Source organism: Xinfangfangia pollutisoli (assembly GCF_020179405.1).
In the GTDB taxonomy this organism is placed as follows: domain Bacteria; phylum Pseudomonadota; class Alphaproteobacteria; order Rhodobacterales; family Rhodobacteraceae; genus Pseudogemmobacter; species Pseudogemmobacter pollutisoli.
The window spans coordinates 1-23,770 of the sequence record NZ_JAICBZ010000063.1 but is presented as its reverse complement, the minus strand read 5'-3'; the positions used below and the strand labels follow the sequence as shown (position 1 = coordinate 23,770).

Here is a 23,770-nt window from a genome sequence, read left to right as displayed (position 1 = left end):
GCCCTTCTACCTGCGCGGCGCCGATGCGGCCCCGCCTTCCGACCCGCCCCCCGTCCTGCTGCCCGATCCGGCCCTGCCATGACCCCCGACCAGCGCGCCGCGCTGCATGCGCTGTGCTTTCGCAGCCCGCCGCCCTGGTCGGCGGGCGATTTCGCCGGGGTCGACGCCGATCCGCTGGCCTTCACCCTGGTCGAGGCCGATGCCGGTTTCCTGACCGGCCGGGCCGTGGCCGGCGAGGCGGAAGTGCTGACCCTGGCCGTCGCCCCGCAATCGCGCCGCCTGGGCCTTGGGGCACGGCTGATGGGCCGCTTTCTGTATCAGGCCAGGCTGCGCGGGGCCGAGCGCGCCTTTCTGGAAGTCGCGGCCGACAATGCCGCCGCCATCGCGCTGTACGAATCGCAGGGCTTCGCCCGCGCCGGGCTGCGCCGGGCCTATTACGCCACGCCCGAGGGCGGGCGCATCGACGCCCTGGTGATGGCGCGCGCGCTGTAAGGCGGCGCTCGGCGGTTTCCTGACCAGCGAGTCAGGAATCCGCACCCCGTCCAAGCGAATCCGTCTTGACCCCCGCACCCCCTTGTCGCGTAATCGCAAACAGGCAGGCCCGCGACCGGACCCCTCTGGCGGACAGGGCCGCAATCGTTTGTTCAACCGGGAGAAAACCGATGACCCTGATGAAATCGCTTGCGGGCGCCTCTGCAGCACTGGCGCTGATGGCCGGCGCCGCCCTGGCCGAGCCCGCGGTCATCTACGACCTTGGCGGCAAGTTCGACAAATCCTTCAACGAGGCCGCCTTCAATGGCGCCGAGAAATGGGCGAAGGAAACCGGCGGCACCTATAAAGAGCTGGAAATGTCGGATGAAGCCCAGCGCGAACAGGCGCTGCGCCGCCTGGCCGAGGCCGGCTCGAACCCGATCGTGACCACGGGCTTTGCCATGTCGGACCCGATCGCCAAAGTCGCCCCCGACTTCCCGAACACGAAATTCGTCACCATCGACGGCTGGGTCGATCCGGCCACCAATCCGAATGTGCTGTCGATCGGCTTTTCCGAACATGAGGGCAGCTATCTGGTCGGCATGATGGCCGCCATGGCCTCGAAGACCGGGACGGTGGGCTTCATCGGCGGCATGGACATTCCGCTGATCCGCAACTTCGCCTGCGGCTATGCCCAGGGCGCCAAGGCGGTGAACCCGGATATCAAATTCGTCTCGACCATGACCGGCACCACGCCGGCGGCCTGGAACGACCCGGTGAAGGGCGCGGAACTGGCCAAGGGCGAAAAGGCGCAAGGCGCCGACGTGATCTATGCGGCGGCCGGCGGCACCGGGATCGGCGTTCTGCAGGCCGCCGCCGATGAGGGCCTTCTGTCGATCGGCGTCGATTCGAACCAGAACCACCTGCACCCCGGCTCGGTCCTGACCTCGATGATGAAGCGGGTCGATGTGGCCGTGTACAATTCCTTCAAGGCGGGCGACGCGCTGGACACCACGCCGCAGACCCTGGGTCTGAAGGAAGAAGGCGTGGGCTATGCGCTGGATGACAACAATGCCAGCCTGGTGACGCCCGAGATGAAGGCCGCCGTCGACGAAGCCGCGGCGAAGATCATTTCCGGCGACATCAAGGTGCATGACTATCGCACCGACGACACCTGCCCTGTCTATCAATTCTGATGGCAGCCGATCTGGTTGAGGGGCGGCCCGCTGCGGCCGCCCCCTTCGCTATCGAGCTGAAAGGCATCTCGAAGGCCTTCGGCCCGGTCCAGGCGAACAAGGACATCAACTTCGCGGTGCCGAAAGGCACGATCCACGGGATCATCGGCGAAAACGGCGCGGGGAAATCCACGCTGATGTCGATCCTTTACGGCTTCTACAAGGCCGATGCCGGCCAGATCCTGATCAATGGCCAGCTGACCGCCATTCCCGACAGCCAGGCCGCGATCCGCGCCGGAATCGGCATGGTCTTCCAGCATTTCAAGCTGGTGCAGAATTTCTCGGTGCTGGAGAATGTGGTTCTCGGCGCCGAAGACGGCGCGCTTCTGGGGCCGTCCTTGCGCAAGGCGCGGGCCGAGTTGCAGCGCCTGTCGCGCGAATATGAGCTGGATGTCGACCCGGACGCGCTGATCGAAGACCTGTCGGTCGGCCATCAGCAGCGGGTGGAAATCCTGAAGGCGCTGTACCGGCAGGCCGATATCCTGATCCTGGACGAGCCCACGGGTGTCTTGACGCCGGCCGAGGCCGACCATCTGTTCCGCATCCTTCACGGGCTGAAGGCGCAGGGCAAGACGATCATCCTGATCACCCACAAGCTGCGCGAGATCATGGAGGCGACCGACCATGTCAGCGTGATGCGCCGCGGCACGATGGTGGCGACGGTGAAGACCGCCGAGACCGGCCCCGAGGCGCTGGCCGAGCTGATGGTCGGGCGCAAGGTGCTGCTTGAAGTCGAAAAGCCCCCCGCCCGGCCGGGCGAGGTGGTGCTGGATCTGCAGGATCTGCGGGTCAAGGACGAACATGGCGTGGAACGGCTGAAAGGCGTCAGCCTGCAGATCCGCGCGGGCGAGATCCTGGGCATCGCGGGCGTGGCCGGCAATGGCCAGTCGGAACTGCTGGCCGCCCTGGGCGGGATGATGAAGGCCACCGGCACGGCCCTGCTGAACGGCGCGCCCCTGCCCTTGTCGGGCCGCGGCGCCGATGGCCAAAGCCGCCGGCACGCGGGCATCGCCCATGTGCCCGAGGACCGCCAGCATTACGGGCTGATCCTGGATTTCACCGCCTGGGAAAACGTGGCCTTCGGCTATGCCGACGATCCGAAATACCAGGCCAATGCGCTGTTCCTGTCGAATGAGGCGCTGCGGGCCGATACGGCGCGCAAGATGGAAACCTTCGATGTGCGCCCGCCCGATCCCTGGCTGGCGGCGAAGAACTTCTCTGGCGGCAACCAGCAGAAACTGGTCGTCGCGCGGGAATTCGAACAGAACCCGAAGCTTCTGCTGGTGGGCCAGCCAACCCGCGGCGTCGATATCGGCGCGATCGAATTCATCCACAACCAGTTGATCGCGCTGCGTGATGCCGGCGCCGCGATTCTGCTGGTCTCGGTGGAACTGGACGAGATCATGAGCCTGTCCGACCGCATCGCGGTGATGTTCGACGGCCGGATCATGGGCACGCGCGACCCCGCCACCACCGACGAACGCGAGCTGGGCCTGATGATGGCCGGCATGACCGCAAAAGGGGAAGCCGCCTGATGGACCGCCTGCCGAAATGGGCCGATATCGTTCTTGTGCCCTTCCTGTCGCTGGTGCTGGCCGCCGCCGTCTCGGCCGTGGTGATCCTGGCCATCGGCCAGGACCCCTGGGAGGCGCTGACCGTCATGGTCGAGGGCAGCCTGATGTCGGCCTATGGCTGGGGCTATACGCTGTATTACACCACCAGTTTCATCTTCACCGGGCTTGCGGTGACGGTGGCCTTCCATGCCGGGCTGTTCAACATCGGCGGCGAGGGACAGGCGCAGATGGGGGGCCTGGGCGTGGCGCTGTGCTGCCTGTTCATTCCCTGGCCGCATTGGTCGCTGGCGCTTCTGGGCGCGGCGCTGGGCGGCGCGGCCTTCGGGGCCGCCTGGATCGCCATTCCCGCCTGGCTGCAGGCCAAACGCGGCAGCCATATCGTGATCACCACGATCATGTTCAATTACATCGCCTCAAGCCTGCTGATCTACATGCTGGTCGATGTGCTGCGCCCCAAGGGCGAGCAGGACCCGGCCACCGCGCGCTTCCCCTCGGTCACCAATCTGCCCAAGCTGAATGAGCTGCCGGGGCTGGACCTGCTGTTCACCCAGGAGGTGCGGGCCAATGTGACCCTGTTCATCGCCCTGGCCGCTGCCGTCGCGGTCTGGGCGCTGTTGTGGCGCACCCGGCTTGGCTATGCGATCCGCGCCTTCGGCAAATCGCAGCCGGCGGCGAAATATGCCGGGATCGACGCCACCCGCATCACCATGATCGCGCTTCTTCTGTCGGGCGCGCTGGCCGGGCTGATGGCGGTCAACAATGTGATGGGCGAGGCCGAGAAGCTGGTCGGCAATTCCGCCTCGGGCGCGGGCTTCATCGGCATCGCCGTGGCGCTGATGGGGCGCAACCATCCGATCGGCGTGGTTCTGGCGGCGCTGCTGTTCGGCTTCCTGTTCCAGGGCGGGGCCGAACTGGGGCTGTGGACCAAGATCCCGATCGAGATGCGGATCGTGGTGCAGGGGCTGGTGATCCTGTTCACCGGCGCCCTGGACATGATGGTGCGCATGATGCTGACGCGGATCTTCGGGCTGTTCCGCAATCCGGCCAGGGCACAGGGGGCCGCGTGATGGATTACAACACGCTTCTGCAGATCCTCGACACGGCGGTGCGCTTTGCGACGCCCTTGCTGTTCGCCTGCCTGGCCGGGCTTTATTCGGAACGCTCGGGCGTGTTCGACATCGGGCTGGAAGGCAAGATGCTGATCGCGGCCATGTGCGCGGGGGCGGTGGCGGCGCTGTCGGGCTCGGCCTGGCTGGGGCTGCTGGCCGGGATCGGCGGCGCGCTGGTCTTTGCGCTGATCCATGGCGTGACCTCGATCACCTTCCGCGGCAATCAGCTGATTTCCGGCGTGGCGCTGAACTTCCTGGCCTCGGGCCTGACGGTGCTGGTGGCGCAGCGGCTATTCCAGCAGGGCGGCCGCACGCCGCCCATTTCGGGCGAGGCGCGGTTCAACCCGATCACGCTGCCTTTCGCCGAAGAGGCGCGGCAGATCCCGCTGATCGGCCCCTTCTATGCCGAGGTGATCTCGGGCCATGCGATCCTGGTCTATCTGGCCTTCGCCTCCGTGGCGCTGACCTGGTGGGCGCTGTACCGCACCCGCTTTGGCCTGCGGCTGCGGGCGGTGGGCGAAAACCCCGCGGCGGTCGACACGGCAGGGATCTCGGTCACCCGGCTGCGCTTTACGGCGCTCTTGATCACCGGCGTTCTCTGCGGCCTGGCCGGCGCCTATATGGCGACCGCGCTGCAGGCGGGCTTCGGCAAGGAGATGACGGCGGGGCGCGGCTATATCGCGCTGGCGGCGCTGATCTTCGCCAAATGGCGCCCGATCGCCGCGATGTGGGCCTGCCTGTTGTTCGGCTTCTTCCAGGCGCTGGCGCTGCGCCCGGATGTGGTGGAATGGATGGTGCGGGTGAAGGTGCCGGTGCCCTTCCTGGACGCGCTGCCCTATATGCTGACCGTCTTCGTCCTTGCAGGCTTCGTGGGCAAAGCCATTCCGCCCCGCGCCGGGGGCGAGCCCTATGTGAAAGAGCGCTGATCCCGGCGCTGCGCCCGAACCCCAGCCGCCCGGGGGTTTCACACCCCCGGACCCCCGTGGGATATTTCGACAGAGAGGAAGGCAGCTTTTCCTCTCTGCATAAATATCCTCGGGGGGTCCGGGGGGCGAAGCGCCCCCGGGGCCGGCCAGAAGCGAAAGACCTGTCCATGTTCGATCCCGTCTCTACCGCCGCCCTGATCCGCGACCGCGCGGGTGCAGCACCCGTGCGTCTGGGGCTGATCCTGGGCTCGGGCCTGGGCCATCTGGCGCAGGCGGTCGAGGGGCCGGCGATCCCCTATGCCGATCTGCCGGGCTTTCCGCATGTCGGCGTCTCGGGCCATAATCCGCATCTGCATGTCGGCACCTTGGAAGGCGTGCGCGTCGCGGTGTTCGGCGCGCGCGAGCATTATTATGAAAACGGCAATCCGGCGGCGATGCGGCCGGCGCTGGAAGTGCTGAAGGCGCTTGGGGCGCGCGAGCTGATCCTGACCAATGCCGCCGGATCCATGCGGCCCGACATCGCGCCGGGCGATCTGATGCTTCTGAGCGATCACATCAACTATTCCGGCCTGAACCCGCTGATCGGCGAGAAGACCGATGCCCGTTTCGTGCCGATGACCGAGGCGCATTCCCCCCGCCTGCGCGCCGCCCTGCAGGCGGCCGCCGCGGCCGAGGGGCTGCCCCTGCCCGAGGGCGTCTATTGCTGGTATTCCGGCCCCTCGTTCGAGACCAAGGCCGAGATCCGCATGCTGAAGGGGCTGGGCGGCGATGCCGTCGGCATGTCGACCGTGCCCGAAGTGATCCTGGCGCGCTTCCTGGGGCTGGAGGTGGCCGCGATCTCGACCATCACCAACATGGCCGCGGGGATGAGCGACGAGCAGATCAGCCATGAGCATACCAAGGCCATGGCGCCTTTGGGTGCGGCAAAACTGGAACGCATCCTGCGGCATTTCCTGCGCGGGCTCCGATGAGCGCTTGGTGATTTGACTTCGCCGCCCGGGCCGCGCAAGCCTTTGGGCAGACGATCTCTCACTTCTCCGGGCCCGGCCCCCCATGCAGCTTTACCTCCCCATTGCCGAGGTCTCGGTCGACGCCTTCCTGCTTCTGGGGATCGGCGGCGTCGTGGGCTTTCTGTCGGGCATGTTCGGTGTCGGCGGCGGCTTTCTGATCACGCCTTTGCTGTTCTTCATCGGCGTGCCGCCGGCGGTGGCGGTGGCCACGGGCGCCAATCAGGTTGTCGCCTCGTCGGTGTCGGGGGTTCTGGCGCAGATCAAGCGCAAGGCGGTGGATTTCCGCATGGGCACGGTGCTGCTGGTGGGCGGCATGATCGGCTCGGGCGCGGGGATCTGGGTCTTTGCGCTGATGAAGCGGCTGGGCCAGGTCGATCTGTTCGTACAGCTGAGCTATGTGCTGTTCCTGGGCCTCATCGGCGCGATGATGCTGCAGGAAAGCCTGCGGGCGCTGTTGCGCGCGGGCAAGCCCGGGGCGGTGATCCGCCGCGGCCATACCCATAATTGGGTGCATGGCCTGCCGCTGAAGATGAAGTTCCGCGCGTCGGGCCTGTATATCAGCGTCATTCCGCCGCTGCTGGTCGGCGCGCTGACCGGCTTTCTGGCGGCGATCATGGGGGTCGGCGGCGGCTTCGTCATGGTGCCGGCGATGATCTATCTGCTGGGCATGCCCACCAAGGTGGTGGTCGGCACCTCGCTGTTCCAGATCATCTTCGTCTCGGCCTTCACCACGGTCATGCATGCGGTCACCAGCCAGACCGTCGACATGATGCTGGCGCTGCTGCTGATCCTGGGCGGCGTGATCGGGGCGCAGATCGGGGCGCGGGTCGGCGTGCGGCTGCGGGCCGAGCAGCTGCGCGTGCTGCTGTCGCTTCTGGTTCTGGCGGTCAGCCTGCGGATCGCCGCCGATCTGCTGCTGCGGCCGGATGAATTGTACAGCGTTGCCAGCGGGGCCCTGCCATGAGCCGCCGCCTGACCCTTGCGCTGGCTCTGGCCCTGCTGTCGCTTCTGCCGCTGTCGCAGCCTGCCGCGGCCCAGGCCGTCGCGCGCGACGAGGAGATCGTGGCCGGGCTGAGCCAGAGCCGCGTCTCGATCACCGCCAATTTCGACGGCTCGGAAATCCTTATCTACGGCGCCGTTAAGCGCGAGACCCCGGTGCCCGAGGGCCGGCTGGATGTGATCATCACGGTCGAGGGGCCCTCGTCGCCCGTCGTGGTGCGGCGCAAGGACCGGGTGGCGGGGATCTGGATCAACCACGCCGCGGTGATGGTCGATTCCGCGCCCTCGTTCTATTCGGTGGTGACGACCCGGCCGCTGTCCGAGATCCTGTCGCATACCGAGAACCTGCGCCAGGGCATCACCATCGACCGGGTGATCCGCGCGGTCGGCATCGCCTCGGAAGCCGAGGGGTCGGACGCCTTCGTCACCGCGCTGGAACGGGTGCGCGGCCAGGAGGGGCGGTATCGGCTGATGGAGGGCAAGGTCCAGCTGACCGATGCCACGCTGTTCCGCGCCGATGTGGCGCTGCCGGCGAACTTGACTGAGGGCGGCTACAAGGTGCGGATCTTCCTGTTGCGCGATGGCCGGGTCGTCGCCCAGCAGGAACGGCTGATCGGCGTGCGCAAGGAAGGGCTGGAGCGCGCGGTCTTCAACATGGCGCAGGACCAGCCGCTGATCTACGGGCTGCTGTCGCTGGTGCTGGCGGCCTTTGCCGGCTGGGCCGCCTCGGCCGTCTTCCGCTTCATCCGGGCCTGAGGCGGCTTAGCCCGCCTCGGCCAGAAGCGCCTGCAGATCCAGCCGTTTGGTGAACATGGCCAGGCTGCCATCGGGCTGGTGCGGCCAGTCGGCCTGGGGCCGGTCCCAATACAGCTCGACCCCATTGCCATCGGGATCGTCCAGATACAGCGCCTCGCTGACGCCATGGTCCGAGGCGCCGGTCAGCGGCCAGCCGGCGGCGTTCAGCCGCTGCAGCGCCTGGGCCAGCGACCGGCGGTCGGGCAGAAGGATCGCGGTGTGATACAGGCCGGTATGGCCGGGCGGCGGCGGGGTGCCGTCTTTGGACTCCCAGGTGTTCAGCCCGATATGGTGGTGATAGCCGCCAGCGGACAGGAAGGCCGCCTGGCGGCCATAGCGCTGGGTGATCTGGAAGCCGAGGATGCCGGAATAAAAGCCGATCGCGCGGTCAAGATCGGCGACTTTCAGATGGACATGGCCGATCCGGGTTTCGGCCGGCAGGGCAGAAGCGGGGGCGGCGTTTTGGACAGGCTGGGTCATGGCGGGGCCTTTCAGGCAATCATGCGATGACCCCAATCTAGGAAGGCCCGGCGCGCCGCAAAACAGCGATCCGCGCACAGGCTTTGCGCGGGCCCGCCCCGACGGCGTCGCGCCTGCGATCCTTCGCCGAAGGATCGCGCCTAGCCCTTGGCGGCGAGCGCGGCTTCCAGCGCGGCCAGGCGGGCCGACAGCGCCTCGTTCTCTTCGCGGGCCTTCTGCGCCATGGCGCGCACCGCGTCGAATTCCTCGCGGCTGACGAAATCGCGATCGGCCATCCAGCGGTCGATGAAGCCCTTGAAGGCGGTCTCAGCCTCGGTCTTCGCCCCCTGCGCCACGCCCATCGCATTGGTCATCAGCTGGCTCATGTCATCGAAGAACTTGTTGCGGGTCTGCATCGGCGCGCTCCTTGCTTTGCCCCTATATGCGCGCCCGCGCGCGGCATCACAAGTCTGCGGCCCCGCCTGCGGCATGCGCCGCCCCGGTTGACTTCGCCCCCTGCCCGCCCGACAAGCAAAGCCGGCCGCAGCACCCCGAACAGGAGACGGGCATGATCCCCTTCCCCGATATCTCGCCCGAGATCTTCAGCATTCCCGTGGGCGGGATGACCTTTGCGCTGCGCTGGTATGCGGTGGCCTATATCGTCGGCCTGCTTCTGGGCTGGTGGCTGATCGGCCGCGCCGTCGCCACGCCACGGCTTTGGGCCGGCGCGCCGCCGATGACGGCCGAGCAGGTGGAACGGCTGCTGACCTGGATCATCCTGGGCGTGATCTTTGGCGGGCGGCTGGGCTATGTGCTGTTCTACGCGCCGGGCGAATATCTGGCCCATCCGGGCGATATCGTGAAGGTCTGGGAAGGCGGCATGTCCTTCCATGGCGGCTTCCTGGGCGTCGTGGTCGCGGGACTGTGGTTCTGCCGGCGCGAGCGGATTGCGGCGCTGTCGGTGGGCGATCTGCTGGCGCTGGCGGTGCCTGCGGGGCTGCTGCTGGGCCGGATCGCCAATTTCATCAATGCCGAGCTGTGGGGCCGGCCGACCGATCTGCCCTGGGGGGTGATCTTCCCCGGTCAGGCGGCGCAGGCCTGCGCCACGCTGACCGCGCCCTGCGCCCGCCATCCGAGCCAGCTGTACGAGGCGCTGCTGGAAGGGCTGATCCTGGGCACGCTGCTGTTGTGGATGGCCTGGCGCGGCGGCGCCCTGCGCTTTCCGGGCCGGATCATGGGCACGTTCCTGACCGGATACGGCCTGGCGCGCTTTGCGGTGGAATTCGTCCGCCAGCCGGATGCGCAATTCGTCTCGGACGGCAATCCGCTGGGCCTGGCCTTCCATCTGGGCGGCTATGGGCTGACCATGGGGCAGATCCTGTCGCTGCCGATGATCGCGGTGGGTCTGTGGTTCATCGCCCGCAGCCGGCGCGCGGCGGCGCCCGCCGCGGCATGACGCCGCTGGGCTGCCTGATCGCGCGGCGGATCGCGGCCACCGGGCCGATGACGCTGGCCGATTACATGGCCGAATGCCTGCTGCATCCCGAGCATGGTTATTACACCACCCGTCCGCCCTTCGGGGCCGAGGGCGATTTCATCACCGCGCCCGAGATCAGCCAGATGTTCGGCGAGCTTCTGGGCCTGGCGCTGGCCCAGGCCTGGCTGGACCAGGGCGCGCCCGCGCCCTTCACCCTGGCCGAGCTGGGCCCCGGCCGCGGCACGCTGATGGCCGATCTTCTGCGCGCGACCCGGGCCATCCCGGGCTTTCATGCCGCGGCCCAGATCACGCTGGTCGAAGCCTCGCCCCGGCTGCGCGCGGTCCAGCTGGAAACCGTCCGCCGCCAGACCGGCCAGGCGCTGCGCTGGCAGGACACGGTGGCCGATCTGCCCGATCAGCCGCTGTTCCTGATCGCCAATGAATTCTTCGACGCCCTGCCGATCCGGCAGTTCCAGCGCAGCGCCCAGGGCTGGCGCGAGCGGCTGGTGGGGCTGCAGGGCGGCGCGCTGGCCTTTGGCCTGTCGGATCCGATCGGCCAGGGCCCGATCCTGACCGACCCGCGCTTTGCCGATGAGGCGCCCGGCACGCTGGTCGAGATCTGCCCGCTGGCGCCGATGATCGTGACAGAGCTGTGCCAGCGGTTGCGGCGCCATGGCGGGCTGGCGCTGGTCCTGGATTATGGCGGCTGGCATTCGCGCGGCGACACGTTCCAGGCCCTGGCCGGGCATCGGCCCGTCGATCCCCTGGCCGCGCCGGGCCTGGCCGACCTGACGGCGCATGTCGATTTCGAGGCGCTGGCCCAGGCCGCCACTGGCATGGAAACCCGCTACACACCCCAGGGCGCGCTGCTGACCCGGCTTGGCATCGGCCCGCGGACCGAGCGGCTGGCGCAGGGATTGGCGGGTTCTGCGCTGGAAAACCATCTTGCCGCCGCGCGGCGCTTGACCCACCCGTCGGAAATGGGTGAGTTGTTCAAGGCGCTGGCCCTCTTCCGGCCCGGCGCCCCGACCCCGCCCGGATTCGGCTGAAAGACATGCTCGAACTCATCACCTCGGACGCCATCCCCTTCCGCCATGCGTTCTTCACCCGCAAGGGCGGCGCCTCGTCCGGCATTTTCGCCGGGCTGAACTGCGGCACCGGATCGACCGACCAGTCCGAGATCGTGGCGATCAACCGCGCCCGGGTGGCCGAGGCGATGGGGGTTGATCTGCCGGCGCTGGTCACGGTGAACCAGGTTCATTCCGCCGATGTGGTCAGCGTCTCGGCGCCCCTGACCGACCGGCCGCGCGCCGATGCGCTGGTCACCGCGACGCCCGGCCTGGCGCTGGCGGTGCTGACCGCCGATTGCCAGCCGGTTCTGTTTGCCGATCCGAAGGCGCGGGTGATCGGCGCGGCGCATGCCGGCTGGCGCGGCGCCTTCGAGGGCGTGCTGGAGGCCACGCTTGAGGCGATGGAGGCCCTGGGCGCGCGGCGCGGCGACATTGCCGCGGTGATCGGCCCGACGATCAGCCAGCCCGCCTATGAGGTCGGGCAAGAGTTCTTCGAAACCTTCGCCGATGAAGACCGCGCCAATACTCGCTTCTTCATCAACGGCCAGGGCGACCGGCTGCTGTTCGACCTGCCGGCCTATGGGCTGCACCGGCTGCGGCTGGCCGGGGTGGGCCATGCCGAATGGACGCGCCATTGCACCTATCGCGATTCGGAGCGGTTCTTCAGCTATCGCCGCGCCACCCATGCCGGCGAACAGGATTACGGGCGGCTGATCGCCTCGATCCGGCTGTAAGGCCGGCCGCGGCCGCAATTCGCCGCAATTTCAGAAACGATCCCGGGGCAAGACCGGGGATTGTCCGCGCAAATCGCCCGGTTTCGCGCAAGGTGGCAACAGTTCCGGCGCGATGGCCCGGATTGTGCCACGCCCGGAAATGGCCGCATTCCTTCACCAATCGGCCCAAAGCCCGCCGCATTGGACCGCGATCTTCAGCGAAAGGCCAGAACGGCCAATCGAGCGGAGAACCCAGATGACCCAGATGATCCAGACCGAACGCCGCTGGCTGCGCTCGGTGATCGCTGCCTCGGCCGAGCCCTTGCCGAATTTCCCCTGGATGCGCGGGACGGCGCGCCGCCCTGCCGCGCTGCGGGACGAAGACCAGCTGCTGCTGGATCTGGCCCTGCCGCCGCTTCCCGCCCTGGCACCGCGCCCGCGCATCGCCGCCATCGCCGCGCGCTAACGGCCTGGGCCGAATCGCCCCGGCCCGCAGCACCTGCCACAATTGCGGCGATTCTGGTTGATCGAGGCCCGATTAACCCTGTTCGCCTTCAACAATCCGGCATTTCGCGGCAGTTCTGTTCTGCACAACCGCGAAAGCTGCAGTTCAAATTTGACATACCGCCCCGTTTCGGACATTTTCTCAGCCAGCAGATGTCCCACTGCGACCAAAGCCTTCGCCCTGGTTATAAGCCCCGCTTGCGGGCCTCCGGCAAGGCACCGGGCCGCACCCTTTGCTCAGGGGGGTAGGTATCGGGCTCAAAGCGGCCGGCGAACCTTGGGTTTGGCGGCCGCTTTTCATTTGCGGGATCAGGTGCCGGATCAGGGGCCCCGCGCCGCTGCGTCGGCCGCCGCTCAGGCCAGCCGCGCCAGCCGCGCTTCCAGCACGTCGAAGGGCACGCCCGGTTCGTCCTTGGCGCCGCGGATCACCAGGCTGGTCTTCACATTCGCGACATTCGGCGCCTTCAGCAATTCGCCGGTCAGGAAGCTTTGGAAGGTCGACAGATCCGGCGCCACGCATTTCAGGATGAAGTCGATCTCGCCATTCAGCATGTGGCATTCGCGGACCAGCGGCCAGCCGCGGCAGCGATCCTCGAAGGCGGCCAGATCGGCCTCGGCCTGCGAATTCAGCCGCACCATGGCAAAGACCGAGACCTCGAATCCCAGCTCGCGGGCATTGATTTCCGCATGATAGCCGGTGATATAGCCCTGCTCTTCCAGCGTCCTGACCCGGCGCAGACAGGGCGGGGCCGAGATCCCGACGCGGCTGGCCAGTTCGACATTCGTCATCCGGCCATCGGCCTGCAACTGGGCCAGGATATGCCGGTCGATGTCGTCAAGCTTGTGGCTTGCCATGTCAGTCTCCTTCGCTGGCGCCTATCTAGGCATTTGCCCCGCCGCGCGCAACAAAGTTTCAAAGCGGACCAAAGCCAAAGCGCATCGGTTGCGCGCCGATTGGGCGAAACGCAACGCGCCGGGGCTTTCGGCCCGGGCCCGGCCTGTCTATATCAGAGCCCGCATCTAGGGAAACGGGGGCAAGCATGGCCGAGACGCGGCACACCAAGGTTCTGATCATCGGCTCGGGCCCCGCCGGCTATACCGCCGCCGTCTATGCCAGCCGCGCGATGCTGCAGCCGATCCTGATCCAGGGCATCCAGCCCGGCGGGCAACTGACCATCACCACCGATGTGGAAAACTGGCCCGGCGACAAATCGGTGCTGGGCCCCGACCTGATGGTGCGGATGGAGGACCACGCGAAGGAAATGGGCGCCGAGATCATCGGCGACATCATCACCGCGCTGGACCTGTCGAAGCGCCCCTTCACCGCGACCGGCGACTCTGGCACTACCTATACCGCCGATGCGGTGATCCTGGCCACCGGCGCACAGGCGAAATGGCTGGGTCTGCCCTCGGAAGAACGGTTCAAGGGCTTTGGCGTCTCGGCCTGCGCCACCTGCGACGGGTTCTTCTATCGCGGCAAGGAAGTGGTGGTGATCGGCGGCGGCAATACCGCGGTGGAAGAGGCGCTGTTCCTGACCAACTTCGCCTCGAAAGTCACCGTCGTGCATCGCCGCGACAGTTTCCGCGCCGAGAAGATCATGCAGGACCGGCTGTTCAAGAACCCGAAGATCGCGGTGATCTGGGACAGCGAAGTGACCGAGGTCCTGGGCACCGACACGCCCCTGGGCGTGACCGCGGTGACCGTGCGCAACGTCAAGACCGGGGCCACGCAGGATGTGCCCTGCGCGGGCTTTTTCGTGGCCATCGGCCATGCCCCGGCCTCGGCCCTGGTCAAGGGCCAGCTTGAGATGCATCACGGCGATTATGTGAAGGTCGAGCCGGGCACCACCCGCACCTCGACCCCCGGCGTCTTTGCCGCGGGCGACCTGACCGACCCGATCTATCGCCAGGCCGTGACCAGCGCGGGCATGGGCTGCATGGCGGCGCTGGATGCCGAACGCTGGCTGGCCGAACAGGGCTGAACGCGTTTCAAAGCTGCAACAGAAGGGCGGGCTTTCGGCAGAAGGCCCGCCTTTTTCATTTTTCCGGCTTTGCTGCGGCTGCGAAATATGCGATGTGTTCACCGCTGAACGCACCCTGAGCCAAGCGCATGCCCCTGCCGATGACCAAGCCCGCCCTGCCCGAGGAAGAGCAACTCTTCCTTTTGCTGCGCCAGCTTGACCTGGTGCCCGAGGCCTCGCAGCGCGTCACGGCCGAGGCGTTGGGAATCAGTCTGGGCCGGCTGAACGCGCAATTGCGCGCCGCCAGCGAGGCCGGGCTGATCCGCGTCGAGGCCCGCCCCGGCCCCGACCGCCGCCAGCGCTTTGCCTATACGTTGACCACCCGCGGCGCGACCGAGAAATCGCGTCTGACCGAAAGCTTCCTGGCCAGCAAGCTGGCCGAATATCACGCCCTTCATGCCGAGCTGACCGGCGTTTCGCCCCGCTCCCTTGCCTCGAAAGACAGGATCAAGACCATGCACAAGAATTTTGCTCCGATCCCGGAGCTGTATGTTTCCTATGATTCCGCGCAGAAGCTGAAGACCGAGGCGGGCAACCTGCCCTCCTGGGATCTGACCGCGCGCCAGGTCTGCGATCTGGAATTGCTGATGAATGGCGGCTTTTACCCGCTGAAGGGTTTCATGAGCGAGGCCGATTATGACGGCGTCGTTGAAAACATGCGCATGGCCGATGGCGCGCTGTTCCCGATGCCGATCACCCTGGATGTGAACGAGAAATTCGCCGAGACCGTCTCGGCCGGGCAGGACATCGCGCTGCGCGATGCCGAGGGCGTGATCCTGGCGGTGATGACCGTCACCGACAAATGGGAGCCGAACAAGGCGCGCGAGGCCGAGAAGGTGTTCGGCGCCGACGATCTGGCCCATCCGGCGGTGAACTATCTGCATCACACCGCGGGCAAGATCTATCTGGGCGGCCCGGTGACCGGGATCCAGCAGCCGGTGCATTACGATTTCAAGGCCCGCCGCGACACGCCGAACGAGCTGCGCGCCTATTTCCGCAAGCTGGGCTGGCAGAAGGTCGTGGCCTTCCAGACCCGCAACCCGCTGCACCGCGCCCATCAGGAACTGACCTTCCGCGCCGCGCGCGAGGCGCAGGCCAACCTCTTGATCCATCCGGTCGTCGGCATGACCAAGCCGGGCGATGTCGACCATTTCACCCGCGTGCGCTGCTATGAGGCGGTGCTGGACAAGTATCCGGCCCAGACCACCCAGCTGTCGCTGTTGAACCTGGCGATGCGCATGGCCGGCCCGCGCGAGGCGGTCTGGCACGGGATCATCCGCAAGAACCACGGCTGCACCCATTTCATCGTCGGCCGCGACCATGCCGGCCCGGGCAAGAACAGCCAGGGCAAGGATTTCTACGGCCCCTATGACGCGCAAGAGCTGTTCGCCCAGCATGCCGAGGAAATCGGCATCGAGATGGTCGACTTCAAGCACATGGTCTATGTGCAGGAAAAGGCCAGCTACTACCCGGCGAACGAAGTGCCCGAAGGCGGCACCGTGCTGGACATTTCGGGCACCGAACTGCGCCGCCGTCTGCGCGAGGGGCTGGATATCCCGGAATGGTTCTCGTTCCCCGAAGTGGTGACCGAACTGCGCCGCACCTCGCCGCCGCGGTCGAAACAGGGCTTCACCGTGTTCTTCACCGGCCTGTCCGGCTCGGGCAAGTCCACGATCGCCAATGCGCTGATGGTCAAGCTGATGGAAATGGGCGGCCGTCCGGTCACGCTGCTGGATGGCGATGTGGTGCGCAAGCATCTGTCGAGCGAGCTTGGCTTCTCGAAGGAACATCGCGATATCAACATCAAGCGGATCGGCTATGTCGCGTCCGAGATCACCAAGAACGGCGGCATCGCGATCTGCGCGCCGATCGCGCCCTATACCGCCACCCGCCGTGCGGTGCGCGAAATGGTCGAGGCCTATGGCGCCTTCGTCGAGGTGCATGTCGCAACCTCGGTCGAGGAATGCGAACGGCGCGACCGCAAGGGGCTGTACAAGCTGGCGCGTGAGGGCAAGATCAAGGAATTCACCGGGATCTCGGACCCTTACGAAGCCCCCGAAACCCCCGAACTGCGGCTTGAGACCCAAGAGGTCGAGGTCGACACCTGCGCCCATCAAGTGCTGCTGAAGCTGGAATCGATGGGGCTGATCAAGGCCTGATCGGGCCCGGTCTGACCGAAAAAGCGCGCCTCGCCCGGATCCGGGCGGGGCGCGTTTTCATTGCGGCAGCCGATGGCGGGCGCCGGCCCGGGCGGGGTGGTTCAGGCGGCGCAGGTCAGGCGGGGCGGAACATCCGGCCCAGCACGCCGTCCTTCAGGACCACGCCATGATAGATCCCCGCCAGCGCATGCAGGCCGGCCAGGATCACCAGCAGATTGGCCAGAACCGCATGCGGCTCGGCCACGGCGTCGATCCCGCCGAACCAGGCCACGGCGCCCAGCGCCGGCACCAGCAGGATCAGCAGATACAAAAGACCATGCGTCGCGCTGGAGACCTTGCCCAAAAGCCCCGGCTGCGCCGCCGGCCCGCCCAGCGCCAGCCGCAGCGCGATGCGCAGCAGCGCCAGAACCAGCACGGCCACGCCGATCCAGACATGCAGAGATGCGATGGACACCGTGACCGGCTGGCTCTGGATCTGCTGGTCCAGCGCCCGGCCCATGCCCTCGCTGACGATGTAATTGAAGACGACACCCAGGGCGACGGCCCAATGCAGAAGGATCTGCAGGGTGGAATATCCGGTGGTGGTTTTCATCTTGCGCTCGCTGTCACTGACGATGGCTGTGACGGTGAAACGCCGCCGCGCGGCGGTTCCGTCGCGGCCAGACTTGCGCAAGGCGCCGTGCAGGTCCAGCACCGGCGCGTAAGCGCCAGTGCCGTTTCAGGGCGGTTTCAGCAGAATGCCGGCCGGATGGCGTGCGTCAGTGGACGCTGACCGGCGCGTAATCGTGGCTGCGCGCCAGATGGAAGGCCAGCTTGCGGTCGGCCACCAGCGCCAGCTGCTGGCCATTCGGCGCATGGACCGAATAGACCGTCTCGACCTCGCCCACCTGTTCGCGAATCTCGTCTGGCAGATCGGCCACCGCCACGGGGCGGACATAGACGATCCGGTCGGCCGCCTCGGGGAAACCGTTGAATGGCGTGTTCATTTCCTGCCTCCTTCCTTTGCGCCGCGCCCGATCGGGATGGTCTGCACCACCGTATCGGGAACGACGCGCCGCAGATCGACGTTCAGCAACCCATGGTCCAGACCCGCCCCCCCGACCTCGACCCCGTCGGCCAGCACGAAGCTGCGCTGGAAGGCCCGGGCGGCGATGCCGCGATGCAGATAGACGCGGTCGCCCGCATCCTCGGCCTGGCGGCCGCGGATCACCAGCTGGCGGTCCTCGACCGTGATCGACAGGTCTTCCTCGCGAAAGCCCGCCACGGCCAGCGTGATGCGATAGGCATTCTCGCTGACGGCCTCGATGTTGAACGGGGGATAGCCCTCGGCCCCGGATTTCGCGGTGCGTTCGACCAGCCGTTCCAACTGCTCGAAGCCCAGAAGATAGGGGTGGGCCCCAAAGGTAAGTTTCGTCATCCGCGGACTGCCCTTGATCGAAGCGACATTTCCAAGGCCCGGACCCCGCCTTCGGGCACCCTGACCATGGGGGAAATATGGGGGCCGAAGCCTGCCGCCGCAAGACCCGAGACGGCAGGCAACGGGGCACGGGGCGGGGCGCCGGGGCTGCGGCCAGCGATTGCCGTCAAGGATGTGCTGCGAAGCACGTTCCCAAGAATCGCTTGGCACGCTATAGAGTTGCTGAAGATGCCCAAGCATGAAGGCCAGGCCGTCATGAACGCCCCGTCCGAGATGAGTTTCGAAGAAATGCTGCGCGTGAAGCTGGAAGTGCTTCGCCGTGAGCATCGTGATCTGGATGAGGCAATCCATGCGCTGGAAACCAATGGCCGGCCCGATCAGTTGACGCTGCGGCGGCTGAAGAAGCAGAAGCTGTCGCTGAAGGATGCGATCACCAAGATCGAGGATCAGCTGATCCCCGACATCATCGCCTGAGTGCCGGCCCAGATCGGCCGAAAGCGAAATCCTTGCGCCTTTTCAACATCTTGGATGCGCCTTATCGCGACATCCTGCCGCAGGCCCGGATCGGCCGGATTTGATTCAGGTCAACGTGCCGACGGCTTTCCCGGCAGAGGGTCGCCCCCATAACCAAAAGGGGACACCTCATGAAAACCTATCTTCTCGCCCTTCTTGCCACCGCGGCGCTTGCCGCTCCGGCCGCCGCCCAATCTGCGGGCGAGATGACCCTGGGCTTCGGCTTCGCCATGGTCTCGCCGAAGGATGACAACGGCACGCTGGCCGGCGCCAATGCGACCGTCAGCGACAATACCCGCCCCTCGATCACCTTCGAATATTTCATCCGCGACAATCTGGGGATCGAGGTTCTGGGCGCGCTGCCCTTCAAGCATTCGGTCTCTCTGAATGGGGTCTATGCCGGCGAAACCAAGCAGCTGCCGCCGACCGTCTCGGTGAATTACCACTTCCCGGCCGGCGGCAAGCTGACGCCCTTCGTCGGTCTGGGCGTGAACTACACCAAGTTCTTCGAGACCAAATCGCCGCTGGGCGAATTGAAGATCGACGAAAGCTTCGGCCTGGCCGCGCATCTGGGCATGGATTACGCGGTGAATGACCGCTCGGCCCTGCGGCTGGATCTGCGCTATGTCAACATCGACAGCGATGTGAAGCTGGACGGCGCCAAGATCGGCAAGGTCGAGATCGACCCGCTGGTGGTCGGCGTGTCTTATGTGATGAAGTTCTGATCACGGCCGGTTTTCGCTGCACGACTGGAAGGGGCGCAGAGCGGGATCTCTGCGCCCCTTTGCCATGCGCGCGGCCGCCTGACCCTCCCGCCCGCTTGCCCCGGCCCCGCCGCCGGTATATGGCGCCACAACGGACACGCAGGCAGCGGAGACCCGCATGACCCCCCCACCTGTCGGCATCATCATGGGCTCGCAGTCCGATTGGGCGACGATGCGCGAAGCCGCCGCGATCCTGGACGAGTTGGCGATCGGCTATGAGACCAAGATCGTCTCGGCCCATCGCACCCCCGACCGCCTGTGGACCTATGGCAAGACCGCGGTCGATCGCGGGTTGAAGGTGATCATCGCCGGCGCCGGCGGGGCCGCGCATCTGCCCGGCATGATGGCCTCGAAAACCCGGGTGCCGGTGATCGGCGTGCCGGTCCTGACCAAGGCGCTTTCGGGCGTCGACAGCCTGTATTCGATCCTGCAGATGCCCAAGGGCTTTCCCGTCGCCACGATGGCGATCGGCGCGCCCGGGGCGGCCAATGCCGGGCTGATGGCGGCGGCGATCCTGGCGGTCTCGGACCCGGCTTTGGCCGAACGGCTTGACGCCTGGCGCGCTGCCCTGTCGGCCTCGATCCCCGAGGAGCCCCGCGATGAATGACGCCCTTGCCCCCGGATCGGTGATCGGCATCCTGGGCGGCGGCCAGCTGGGCCGGATGCTGTCGGTCGCGGCCAGCCGGCTTGGCTATGCCTGCCATATCTACGAGCCGGGCGCCCATCCGCCCGCCGGCCATGTCGCGGCCAAGGTGACGACCGCGCCCTATGAAGACGAGGCGGCGCTGCGCGCCTTTGCCGCCGCGGTCGATGTGATCACCTATGAATTCGAGAACGTGCCGACCTCGGCGCTGGATCTCTTGGAAAGCCTGCGTCCGATCCGGCCGAACCGCCGCGCGCTGGCCATCAGCCAGGACCGGATCGCCGAGAAGGATTTCCTGACCGGCATCGGCCTGACCACCGCCCCCTATGCCGCCGTCACCACCGCGGCCGATCTGGACCGCGCGCTGCTGAAGATCGGCCATCCGGCGATCCTCAAGACCACGCGGCTGGGCTATGACGGCAAGGGCCAGGCCCGGATCATGGACCTGTCGAAGGCCGCCCCCGCCCTGGCCGCCATGCAGGGCGCCCCTGCGGTGCTGGAAGGCTTCATCGACTTCAGCCATGAGGTTTCGGTCATCGTCGCCCGCGGCGCCGACGGCTCGGTCGCGGCCTATGACCCGGGCGAGAATGTCCATCGCGAGGGCATCCTGCGCACCACCACCGTGCCCGCCCGGCTCAGCCCCTCGCAACGCTCCGACGCCGTCCTCATCGCCGCCCGCATCGCCAATGCGCTGGAGTATGTCGGCGTGATGGGGGTGGAACTCTTCGTCACCGGCGCCGGCCTGGTCGTCAACGAGATCGCCCCGCGCGTCCACAATTCCGGCCATTGGACCCAGCAGGGCTGCGCGGTCGACCAGTTCGAACAGCATATCCGCGCCGTCGCGGGCCTGCCTTTGGGCGATGGCAGCCGCTTTGCCGATGTGGTGATGGAAAACCTGATCGGCGACGACGTGCTGCGCGTGCCGCAGCTGCTGCGCGAGACCGATTGCTCGCTGCACCTCTACGGCAAGGGCGCCCCGCGCCCCGGCCGCAAGATGGGCCATGTGAACCGCAGCCAACCCCGCCGCTAAGGCGCTTGCAGCCTTCCTCTCTGCAAAAATATCCCACGGGGGTCCGGGGGTGTGAAACCCCCGGGGCCGGCCACAGACGCCGCCCTTAGCCGCGCTGGAACCGCCCTTCGCGCAGGAAGGCCAGCACCTGCCGGATCACCCGCGGGTCCATCATCATCCAGGTATGGCTGACCGGCAGCACCAGATGGTCGGCCATGCCCTCCATCCGCGTGCTGGCCACCGTGACCTTGCCATCATCCGGCCCGGGCAGCAGCGCGGAAAACCACGGACTGACCGAGCCGGTCCCGGCGATCACCCCCATCGGATGCGCGGGCGGCGGCAGCCGGTTCGGCCAGCTGCCGGGCCCGGTGCCCAGATCCAGCCCCGCCGGCCCGTTCAGCAGCCGGAAGGCCGGGCCCAGCCGCGGATCGCCGCCCAGCCGGTCCACCAGTTCCGAGCCATGATTGGGCGGCCCCAGCAGCACCGCGCGGCCGAAATTGTCCGGCGCCGACCGCGCCAGCCAGTCGCGCAGGATCAGGGCCCCCATCGAATGGGTCACCGCATGCAAGGGCCCTGCCGGCCGCCGCGTGGCACCCGCCGCAATCGCCTGCGCGACCTGCGCCACCAGCGCCTCGGCCGGCGCCTTGGTCGAGGGATAGGCCAGGGGCTCCACCCGGTAGCCCGCCGCGCGCAGGGCCAGACCCATCGGGCCCAGCGACCGCGCCGTGCGCGCCAGGCCGTGGATCAGCAGCACCGTACCGGGGGCATCCGCCATCGCGCTAGGCCTCGGGCGAATCGGTGTCGGTGTCGCCGCGCGCGCGCTTGTCGCGGGCGATCCTGGCCAGATCCTCATAGCGGTGGCGGAACTGATCCAGCACTTTCTCGTCCAGCTCCTCCAGATCCAGCAGCGCATTATGCGCCCCCGCCGTGGCCCGGATCAACTCGTCCAGCTTCAGCTGGATCGCCGCCGTGTCGCGGTTCTGGGTGTTCTGGATCAGGAAGACCATCAGGAAGGTCACGATCGTCGTGCCGGTGTTGATCACCAGCTGCCAGGTGTCGGAAAAGCCGAAGACCGGCCCGGTCACCACCCAGACCACGATCACCCCCAGCGCCAGAACGAAGGTGCCCGGCCGCCCGCACCAATGCGAGACCTTTTTGGCGACGCTTGAATAATCCATGGCCTGCTCCTGTTTGCTGCATCCTGACCGGGGCGGGCCGCGGCCACAAGGCTGGACAAAGCCGTGCCTCTGGCTCAACGCTTGCCGCATGGCCGCCCGTTTCAAACCCCGTCTCGCCGCCCGCGCGCTGATCCTGGATCAGGACCGGCTCTTGCTGGTCAATGCCTATCCGGGCGGGATTTCCGATCTTTGGTGCGCCCCGGGCGGCGGGGCCGAGGCCGGGCAATCGCTGCCCGACAATCTGGCCCGCGAAGTGCATGAGGAAACCGGCCTGACCGTCGCCGTGGGCGAGCCGGCGCTGATCAATGAATTCCACGATCCGAAGACCGGCTTTCACCAGGTCGACTTGTTCTTCCGCGCCACGATCCTGGCCGGGACGCTGCGCGCCGACTGGACCGATCCCGAAGCGGTGGTGACCGAGCGGCGCTTCTTTTCGCGCGCGGAACTTGCCAGCGGCAAGATCCGCTTCAAGCCCGACAGCCTGGCGGAAGCGGCCTGGGGCACGGGTTGCCGCTATGACCCGCTTGAGGAAATCGTCGCATGAGCCGCGCTTTCGTCAACGAAGATGCCGGCGCCGACCGGCCCGACCTGCCGGAACTGCCGCTGTCGCCGCATCCGAATTATGTGACGCCCCGGGGGCTGGCCGATCTGCAGGCCCGGCTGGCGGCGCGCCAGGCCGATCTGGCGGCGCTGCGGGCCCGGGAAGATCGGCTGGACAAGCTGCCCGAAGCGGCGGCCGAACGCGATATCCGCTGGCTTGAGGCGCGGCTGAAAGCGGCGATCCCGGTCGATCCGGCAGCGCTGCCGTTGACTGAAGTCGCCTTCGGCCTGCGGGTGACCGTGGCCGATGAAGACGGGCAGGAAGCCATCTATGACATCACCGGCGAGGACGAGGCCGACCCGGCCTTGGGCCGCATCGCGCCGCAATCGCCGCTGGCCCGCGCGCTTCTGGGCGCCCATGTCGGGGATGAGGTCACCTGGGCCCGCCCCGCCGGAAACTTGACACTGGAAATCCTGAGCATTGACCATGTCCCCGATCCCTCCGCCGATCCCGACGATCCGGCCGCTTGATCCCTCGGCCGATCTTTCCGCCGTCAACACGTTCTATGGCCTGGCGCAGGATTACTGGCTGCTGGCCGATCGCCGCGCGCCCGACCTGCAGAAGGCGCGCGATTTCTTCACCGACGGGCCGCCGGGCTGCGATCCGGCGCGCAGCCACCGGCTGGGGCTGTTCGTCGAGGGGGTGCTGTCGGGCGTGGCCGAACTGTCCTTCGGCTTTCCCGAGCCGCAGGATGCCTATCTGGGCCTGATGATGCTGGCGCCCGCCCGGCGCGGCACGGGTCATGGCGCGGTATTCCTTGCCCATGTCGAAGGCCTGGCCCGGGCGGCTGGCGCGCCGCGGATCCTGCTGGGCGTGCTTGAGGCAAACCCGCGCGGCCGGGCGTTCTGGGAAAGGCAGGGCTTCGCGGCCACCGGCATCAGCCGCGCCGATGCCGAGACCGGCCATGTGACTCACCGCCTGGTCAAGGCCCTGTAATCCAGGCTGGCCCAGGCCACCCCGCCCAGCACCAGGACCGAGGCCGCGGCAAAGCGCCAGCCCGGCGGCTCGGCCAGCGGGGCGAGGCGCGGCGCGCTGCTGCAGGGCCCGACCATCGGCGCCCCGCCCGATCCCTTGGGGCCCCTGGGGCAGAACTGGCAACTCACCTCCTTCTCGCCGCAGGGGC

Annotated in this window: 30 protein-coding genes; 21 read left to right on the top strand and 9 right to left on the bottom strand. The window is 67.3% G+C overall.

What is annotated here, in order from left to right; translation table 11 throughout:
• The first annotated feature begins 78 nt into the window (after positions 1 to 78).
• From K1Y73_RS16100 to K1Y73_RS16065, 8 genes are all read left to right on the top strand, one after another.
• On the top strand, positions 79 to 492 hold the full coding sequence (locus tag K1Y73_RS16100) for a GNAT family N-acetyltransferase (protein ID WP_225029330.1): 414 nt from the start codon (positions 79 to 81) through the stop codon (positions 490 to 492).
• 170 nt (positions 493 to 662) lie between these two features.
• On the top strand, positions 663 to 1,667 hold the full coding sequence (locus K1Y73_RS16095; protein ID WP_225029329.1) for a BMP family lipoprotein: 1,005 nt from the start codon (positions 663 to 665) through the stop codon (positions 1,665 to 1,667).
• Positions 1,667 to 3,241: an ABC transporter ATP-binding protein gene (locus K1Y73_RS16090; RefSeq protein ID WP_225029328.1), complete on the top strand. Its 1,575-nt coding sequence runs from the start codon at positions 1,667 to 1,669 to the stop codon at positions 3,239 to 3,241. Before K1Y73_RS16095 ends, K1Y73_RS16090 begins: the two co-directional genes overlap by 1 nt.
• Positions 3,241 to 4,347: an ABC transporter permease gene (locus K1Y73_RS16085; protein ID WP_225029327.1), complete on the top strand. Its 1,107-nt coding sequence runs from the start codon at positions 3,241 to 3,243 to the stop codon at positions 4,345 to 4,347. Before K1Y73_RS16090 ends, K1Y73_RS16085 begins: the two co-directional genes overlap by 1 nt.
• The gene (locus K1Y73_RS16080) at positions 4,347 to 5,315 is read left to right on the top strand and encodes an ABC transporter permease (RefSeq protein WP_225029326.1); all 969 of its coding nucleotides are present in this window, start codon (positions 4,347 to 4,349) and stop codon (positions 5,313 to 5,315) included. The genes K1Y73_RS16085 and K1Y73_RS16080 overlap by 1 nt, the downstream gene beginning before the upstream one ends.
• Positions 5,316 to 5,482: 167 nt before the next feature.
• Positions 5,483 to 6,286, top strand: coding sequence for a purine-nucleoside phosphorylase (locus K1Y73_RS16075; RefSeq protein WP_225029325.1), 804 nt, complete (start codon positions 5,483 to 5,485; stop codon positions 6,284 to 6,286).
• Positions 6,287 to 6,368: 82 nt separating this feature from the next.
• Entirely contained in the window at positions 6,369 to 7,289 is a 921-nt protein-coding gene (locus K1Y73_RS16070; RefSeq protein WP_225029324.1) for a sulfite exporter TauE/SafE family protein, read from the top strand.
• The gene (locus tag K1Y73_RS16065; protein WP_225029323.1) at positions 7,286 to 8,080 is read left to right on the top strand and encodes a TIGR02186 family protein; all 795 of its coding nucleotides are present in this window, start codon (positions 7,286 to 7,288) and stop codon (positions 8,078 to 8,080) included. The genes K1Y73_RS16070 and K1Y73_RS16065 overlap by 4 nt, the downstream gene beginning before the upstream one ends.
• A gap of 6 nt (positions 8,081 to 8,086) precedes the next feature.
• Here the strand turns inward: K1Y73_RS16065 and K1Y73_RS16060 are convergent, their stop codons facing one another.
• Together K1Y73_RS16060 and K1Y73_RS16055 are read right to left on the bottom strand one after the other, a co-directional pair.
• Positions 8,087 to 8,599, bottom strand: a complete 513-nt coding sequence (locus tag K1Y73_RS16060) for a VOC family protein (protein ID WP_225029322.1) — start codon at positions 8,597 to 8,599, stop codon at positions 8,087 to 8,089.
• Positions 8,600 to 8,739: 140 nt separating this feature from the next.
• Positions 8,740 to 8,994, bottom strand: a complete 255-nt coding sequence (locus K1Y73_RS16055; protein WP_225029321.1) for an accessory factor UbiK family protein — start codon at positions 8,992 to 8,994, stop codon at positions 8,740 to 8,742.
• A 152-nt stretch (positions 8,995 to 9,146) separates the two neighbouring features.
• Here K1Y73_RS16055 and lgt point away from each other — a divergent pair, with 152 nt between their 5' ends.
• From lgt to K1Y73_RS16035, 4 genes are all read left to right on the top strand, one after another.
• Positions 9,147 to 10,034 (top strand): prolipoprotein diacylglyceryl transferase, encoded by an 888-nt coding sequence (gene lgt / locus K1Y73_RS16050; RefSeq protein ID WP_225029320.1) that lies wholly within the window; start codon positions 9,147 to 9,149, stop codon positions 10,032 to 10,034.
• Complete coding sequence (locus K1Y73_RS16045) at positions 10,031 to 11,104, top strand: class I SAM-dependent methyltransferase (protein WP_225029332.1); 1,074 nt, start codon at positions 10,031 to 10,033, stop codon at positions 11,102 to 11,104. The genes lgt and K1Y73_RS16045 overlap by 4 nt, the downstream gene beginning before the upstream one ends.
• A gap of 5 nt (positions 11,105 to 11,109) precedes the next feature.
• Positions 11,110 to 11,859: a peptidoglycan editing factor PgeF gene (gene pgeF / locus K1Y73_RS16040; protein ID WP_225029319.1), complete on the top strand. Its 750-nt coding sequence runs from the start codon at positions 11,110 to 11,112 to the stop codon at positions 11,857 to 11,859.
• A 235-nt stretch (positions 11,860 to 12,094) separates the two neighbouring features.
• Positions 12,095 to 12,304 (top strand): hypothetical protein, encoded by a 210-nt coding sequence (locus tag K1Y73_RS16035; protein ID WP_225029318.1) that lies wholly within the window; start codon positions 12,095 to 12,097, stop codon positions 12,302 to 12,304.
• Between the two features lie 392 nt (positions 12,305 to 12,696).
• Here K1Y73_RS16035 and K1Y73_RS16030 read toward each other — a convergent pair whose 3' ends face one another.
• Positions 12,697 to 13,197: an Lrp/AsnC family transcriptional regulator gene (locus tag K1Y73_RS16030; RefSeq protein WP_225029317.1), complete on the bottom strand. Its 501-nt coding sequence runs from the start codon at positions 13,195 to 13,197 to the stop codon at positions 12,697 to 12,699.
• Positions 13,198 to 13,382: 185 nt separating this feature from the next.
• Here K1Y73_RS16030 and trxB point away from each other — a divergent pair, with 185 nt between their 5' ends.
• Entirely contained in the window at positions 13,383 to 14,324 is a 942-nt protein-coding gene (gene trxB, locus K1Y73_RS16025; protein WP_225029316.1) for a thioredoxin-disulfide reductase, read from the top strand.
• 128 nt (positions 14,325 to 14,452) lie between these two features.
• Entirely contained in the window at positions 14,453 to 16,522 is a 2,070-nt protein-coding gene (locus tag K1Y73_RS16020) for a bifunctional sulfate adenylyltransferase/adenylylsulfate kinase (RefSeq protein WP_225029315.1), read from the top strand.
• 115 nt (positions 16,523 to 16,637) lie between these two features.
• Here K1Y73_RS16020 and K1Y73_RS16015 read toward each other — a convergent pair whose 3' ends face one another.
• From K1Y73_RS16015 to K1Y73_RS16005, 3 genes are all read right to left on the bottom strand, one after another.
• On the bottom strand, positions 16,638 to 17,114 hold the full coding sequence (locus K1Y73_RS16015; protein WP_225029314.1) for a cytochrome b: 477 nt from the start codon (positions 17,112 to 17,114) through the stop codon (positions 16,638 to 16,640).
• Between the two features lie 166 nt (positions 17,115 to 17,280).
• Entirely contained in the window at positions 17,281 to 17,508 is a 228-nt protein-coding gene (locus K1Y73_RS16010) for a DUF1150 family protein (protein WP_225029313.1), read from the bottom strand.
• Positions 17,505 to 17,939, bottom strand: coding sequence for an Hsp20 family protein (locus tag K1Y73_RS16005; protein ID WP_225029312.1), 435 nt, complete (start codon positions 17,937 to 17,939; stop codon positions 17,505 to 17,507). Before K1Y73_RS16005 ends, K1Y73_RS16010 begins: the two co-directional genes overlap by 4 nt.
• A gap of 255 nt (positions 17,940 to 18,194) precedes the next feature.
• On the opposite strand from K1Y73_RS16005, the gene K1Y73_RS16000 reads away from it, so the two are divergent.
• The 4 genes from K1Y73_RS16000 to K1Y73_RS15985 all read left to right on the top strand — a co-directional run bounded on the left by K1Y73_RS16000 (position 18,195) and on the right by K1Y73_RS15985 (position 20,889).
• The gene (locus K1Y73_RS16000) at positions 18,195 to 18,413 is read left to right on the top strand and encodes a YdcH family protein (RefSeq protein ID WP_225029331.1); all 219 of its coding nucleotides are present in this window, start codon (positions 18,195 to 18,197) and stop codon (positions 18,411 to 18,413) included.
• Positions 18,414 to 18,583: 170 nt separating this feature from the next.
• Complete coding sequence (locus K1Y73_RS15995) at positions 18,584 to 19,177, top strand: OmpW/AlkL family protein (RefSeq protein WP_225029311.1); 594 nt, start codon at positions 18,584 to 18,586, stop codon at positions 19,175 to 19,177.
• A gap of 157 nt (positions 19,178 to 19,334) precedes the next feature.
• Entirely contained in the window at positions 19,335 to 19,823 is a 489-nt protein-coding gene (purE, locus tag K1Y73_RS15990) for a 5-(carboxyamino)imidazole ribonucleotide mutase (RefSeq protein ID WP_225029310.1), read from the top strand.
• A complete protein-coding gene (locus tag K1Y73_RS15985) occupies positions 19,816 to 20,889 on the top strand; it encodes a 5-(carboxyamino)imidazole ribonucleotide synthase (protein ID WP_225029309.1) in 1,074 nt (357 codons plus the stop codon). The genes purE and K1Y73_RS15985 overlap by 8 nt, the downstream gene beginning before the upstream one ends.
• 85 nt (positions 20,890 to 20,974) lie before the next feature.
• Here the strand turns inward: K1Y73_RS15985 and K1Y73_RS15980 are convergent, their stop codons facing one another.
• Together K1Y73_RS15980 and K1Y73_RS15975 are read right to left on the bottom strand one after the other, a co-directional pair.
• On the bottom strand, positions 20,975 to 21,643 hold the full coding sequence (locus K1Y73_RS15980; RefSeq protein WP_225029308.1) for a lipase family protein: 669 nt from the start codon (positions 21,641 to 21,643) through the stop codon (positions 20,975 to 20,977).
• 4 nt (positions 21,644 to 21,647) lie between these two features.
• Positions 21,648 to 22,046, bottom strand: coding sequence for a low affinity iron permease family protein (locus tag K1Y73_RS15975; protein ID WP_225029307.1), 399 nt, complete (start codon positions 22,044 to 22,046; stop codon positions 21,648 to 21,650).
• An 88-nt stretch (positions 22,047 to 22,134) separates the two neighbouring features.
• Here K1Y73_RS15975 and K1Y73_RS15970 point away from each other — a divergent pair, with 88 nt between their 5' ends.
• The 3 genes from K1Y73_RS15970 to K1Y73_RS15960 are packed head-to-tail and all read left to right on the top strand — an operon-like array spanning position 22,135 to position 23,583.
• Positions 22,135 to 22,590 carry an NUDIX domain-containing protein gene (locus tag K1Y73_RS15970; RefSeq protein WP_225029306.1) on the top strand — a complete coding sequence of 152 codons (456 nt, stop codon included), beginning with the start codon at positions 22,135 to 22,137 and terminating at the stop codon, positions 22,588 to 22,590.
• Complete coding sequence (locus K1Y73_RS15965) at positions 22,587 to 23,117, top strand: GreA/GreB family elongation factor (RefSeq protein WP_225029305.1); 531 nt, start codon at positions 22,587 to 22,589, stop codon at positions 23,115 to 23,117. The genes K1Y73_RS15970 and K1Y73_RS15965 overlap by 4 nt, the downstream gene beginning before the upstream one ends.
• Positions 23,074 to 23,583, top strand: a complete 510-nt coding sequence (locus tag K1Y73_RS15960) for a GNAT family N-acetyltransferase (RefSeq protein WP_225029304.1) — start codon at positions 23,074 to 23,076, stop codon at positions 23,581 to 23,583. The genes K1Y73_RS15965 and K1Y73_RS15960 overlap by 44 nt, the downstream gene beginning before the upstream one ends.
• On the opposite strand, the gene K1Y73_RS15955 is transcribed toward K1Y73_RS15960, so the two are convergent.
• Positions 23,559 to 23,770: hypothetical protein (locus K1Y73_RS15955; RefSeq protein ID WP_225029303.1), on the bottom strand; the 212-nt coding region annotated here is incomplete at its 5' end. The two genes, K1Y73_RS15960 and K1Y73_RS15955, sit on opposite strands and share 25 nt — an antisense overlap.